General features: G+C 47.3%; 2 protein-coding genes. Both read left to right on the plus strand.

Features of this window, described 5'->3' with window-relative positions; all coding sequences use genetic code 11:
• The coding region (locus Q0338_RS06355) for a molybdopterin-dependent oxidoreductase (RefSeq protein WP_298086028.1) at positions 1-2,371 on the plus strand (2,371 nt) is incomplete at its 5' end.
• A gap of 334 nt (positions 2,372-2,705) precedes the next feature.
• The coding region (locus tag Q0338_RS06360; RefSeq protein ID WP_298086029.1) for a methyl-accepting chemotaxis protein at positions 2,706-4,270 on the plus strand (1,565 nt) is incomplete at its 3' end.

The following is a 4,270-nucleotide window of genomic DNA, read 5'->3' on the forward strand; positions in this document are numbered from 1 at the left end:
AAAATCAGAGCCGTTTCAAAAAACGAGCGAAGTGTATAATCCGCTGCAACACTACACCGCCGACATGGTCTATAAATCACGCATAAAATACCCAATGGTACGCAAAAGCTACCTAGAAAATCCGGACTCGCCAAAACCAGAGCTAAGAGGTAAAGACGGCTGGGTACGCGTACGCTACGAGGACGCGATAAAACTAGTAGCTAGAGAGCTAAAAAAGACTAGAAAACAAAAGGGTCTAGAGGGCGTATTTGCCGGTAGCTACGGCTGGAAATCAAGCGGCAACGTGCATAACTCGCGAATTTTGCTTCATAGATTTATGAACCTTAGCGGCGGATTCGTGGGCTCGCTAGGCGACTACTCCACGGGTGCCAGCCAGATCATCATGCCTCACGTCGTGGGTAGCATCGAGGTCTACGAGCAGCAAACCAGCTGGCCTGTGGTACTAGAAAACTCAAAAGTAGTCGTCATCTGGGGCGCAAACCCGATGGCAACCCTTCGCATAGCGTGGACTAGCACCGACGAGCAGGGCTTTAAGTATTTTGAAGAGCTAAAAAAACGCAGCGACATAAAGGTCATAATAATAGACCCAATCAGAAGCGATACGGCGCAGTACTTTGACAAGGCTCAGTGGATCGCTCCGGTGCCAAACACCGACACCGCGATGATGCTAGGCATGATGCACTACCTATACGAGAGCGGCAAATACGATAAAAACTTCATCGAGACCTATACGAGCGGCTTTGATAAATTCTTGCCGTATCTGCTGGGCAAAACCGACGGCACGCCTAAAAATTTGGAGTGGGCGAGCAAAATTTGCGGCCTTCAAGCAAGCCTCATAAAAGAGCTTGCAGATACCTTCGCCGCTAACCGCACGATGATAATGAGCGGATGGGGTATGCAGCGCGCGCATCACGGCGAGCAGCCGCACTGGGCGATGGTGACTTTGGCGGCGATGCTAGGACAGATCGGACTTCCCGGCGGAGGTTTTGGCCTTAGCTACCACTACTCAAACGGCGGCGCTCCGACTTGCAAGGGCGCGGTCATCGGCGGAGTAAATAGCGCAAGCGTGGGTAAATTTAACGACGAGGGCGAGTTTATCGGCACCGATAGCGGAGAATTTGACTCAAACGGCCGCTTCGTCGCTAAAGCCGCGGCAGTAGCTGGCACTGGTCAAAGCTGGCTGCAAAAGGCGACAAACTATGCATTCCCGGTCGCTCGTATCGCGGACGCCCTGCTAAATCCGGGCAAAGTGATCGATCACGACGGCAAGAAAATCACGTATCCCGATATCGACTTTATCTACTGGGTCGGCGGCAATCCTTTTGCCCACCATCAAGAGACGAACCGCCTGCTAGAAGCGTGGCGCAAACCTCGCACGGTAGTCGTAAACGAAGCTTATTGGACGCCGACGGCTAAGATGGCTGATATTGTATTTCCGACTACTACCGCATACGAGCGCAACGACGTAACGATGACGGGCGACTACTCGAATATGAACATAGTGCCGATGAAGCAAGTCGTGGAAAAATACGGCGAAGCGCGCGACGATTATCAAATTTTCACCGATCTTTGCAAGGCGTACGCTAAAAATTTAGTCGTAGCCTACACCGACAACGGCAAGGACGAATTTGACTGGATCAAAGAGTACTACGGCGCGGCGTACGAGCAGGTCAAGGCTATACCTGATTTTGAAACCGATATGAAGCCGTTTGAGGAGTTTTGGAACGAAAATAAGCCGGTAACTTTTGCCTCGACGCCTGAGAGCGATACGTGGGTGAGATTTGGCGAGTTTAGAGAGGATCCGGTGCTAAATCCGCTAGGAACGCCAAGCGGCCTAATCGAAATTTACTCCGAAACCATCGAGAAAATGGGCTATGACGACTGCGGCGCGCATCCGATGTGGTTTGAGCCGATCGAGTGGCTAGGCATGAAAGATAAACCTGCCGAGCTACACATGCTAAGCCCGCATCCGACCGATCGCCTCCACTCGCAGCTAAACCAAACCTCTCTGCGCGAAAACTACGCGATCGCAAACCGCGAGCCGATCTGGATACACCCTAAAGACGCCGCGAAAAAAGGTATCAAAACGGGCGATTTGGTTAGGGTATTTAACGCGCGCGGCGAAGTGCTAGCGGGTGCCTTGGTGACGCAAGATATCAAAGAGGGCGTCGTTAAGCTCGCTGAGGGCGTATGGTACGACGGATTTGACGCGGGTCTTTGCAAAAACGGCTCGCCAAACGTCCTAACTATCGATATCCCGACTAGCAAGCTAGCTAACGGCAACATCAGCCACACCGCGCTCGTAAATATCGAGAAATTTACGGGCAAGGCGCCTGAGCTAACGGCGTTTAGCGATCCGAAATTCGTCTAAATTTAAACCGCGAACTAAATTTGCGGCTTAAATTTAATAAAGCCTCGCCGGGTTAAATTTGACTCGGCGAGGCGTTTAAAATTTAACTGTTAAATTTAACTCGGAACGGTATAAATTTGGATTAAATTTATACCGTTTCTTCATACGAATTTACCCATTTTTTACCCCGTTTTTTTCGCTTTAAACGGTTTTCTTATATTTTCATTCGCAGACTTGTATAAATTTGGATCAAATTTTGCTTTTAAAGCTAAGTTTATGCTAAATTTCAATTTTATTTAACTTTGAAAGTAGTAGAATAATTTTTTAATTTTAAGAAAAAATATAAGGAGAGAAAATGCGTTCTATCACGAATAAGATCGCGCTAATGCTCATCGTCGCGCTGATCGTTTCGTTTGCCGCCATTTCGGCGGTTAGTTATTATACGGCCGAGAACAAGGTCGTTCAGCTCGTTAGCCAAAATCAGGCTCAAATTTTAAAAGACGTCGACGCGGTCACGGATTCGTTTTTTCACGACTACATGGAGGTTGCGAACAAAATCGCCCAGGCAGTAGCAAAGACGGATAACGATGGCGATGCCTACATGGCGCAGACTAAATTTCAAAAAGACAATGCAAACTCTTTGGTTTCGTTTGTATTTTTCGGTCGCGAAGACGACGGATATTTTTTCCAATCGGACGGCACTAGACTAACTCCGGAAAAAGACAACTACGATCCTCGCAAACGCGGCTGGTATATGGATGCAAAAGCTAAAAACGGAGCTATCTATACCGAGCCTTATAAAGCCGCTACGTATAACGCGCTGGTTATAAGTTTTGCCGCGCCGGTCGTAAAGGACGGCAAATTTGTAGGCGCGATCGGTTTTGATATCCAAATCGACGCTCTAAGTAAGAAAATTTTAGATATGGGTAAAACCGATCACGGTTATATTTATTTAATGAATAAAGGTGGCGTAGTTTTAATCCATAGCGATCCTCAGTTTATAGGCAAAACACCGGAATTTGCTAAGACTATATCAACCAAGCTAGCAAATAAAGATTTTGATTCAAATGGCCTTATTCCTTATGTAAATCCTAAAGGCGAAAACGTAACAGCTAAGGTTTTAGAGTTAAATAAAGATGGCTGGCTAGTGGTTGCGGCTATTGGTGCGAATACCTTTTCAAATCACACTTTGCCGCTCTTAAAAGCTCAGCTTATATTAGCCGCGGTGTTTATCATCGCTCTTTCGCTATTTGTTTACGTACTGCTTAAAAAATCGCTAAGCCCGATAAAAACTATCCAAGAAAAGCTTGACGATACGTTTAAATTTATCACTTACGAGACGCAAAAAGCTCCTGATAAACTAAAAGTTACTACGAAAGACGAATTTGGACTAATGAGCTACGCCATAAACGAAAACATCGACAAAGTCATCGACGGTATCAAAAAAGATAGCGCGATGATCGACGAGCTAAACGGCGTAGCAAACAAGATGATCAGAGGAAATCTCGGCGCCAAGATCGCCCAGACGCCTAACAACCCTGCGCTAGTCGAGCTAAAAGAGCTACTAAACCGCTTCTTTGCCTCCATCTCGTCAAATTTAAAAGATATCGCCGCTGTGCTAAACGCATACAATAAAAACGACTACACCTCCCGCGTGGATATAAAAGACGACATCGAAAGCGACCTGCGCGATATGATGCTAGGACTACAAAGCGCAGGCGACGCGGTGTGCAACATGCTAAGAGAAAATCTAAGCGAAGCTCAAAGCCTAGAAGAGAAGGCAAAAGTGCTAGCCGACTCTATGAGAGAGCTAACGCAAGGCGCAAGCAAGCAAGCAAGCGCGATCGACGAGAGCGCGGCTGCGATCGAGCAGATGAGCAGCTCTATGAATGCCATCAGCCAAAAGGCGCAGGACGTAAC

The sequence above is a fragment of the uncultured Campylobacter sp. genome, from assembly GCF_938018145.1.
In the GTDB taxonomy this organism is placed as follows: Bacteria; Campylobacterota; Campylobacteria; order Campylobacterales; family Campylobacteraceae; genus Campylobacter_A.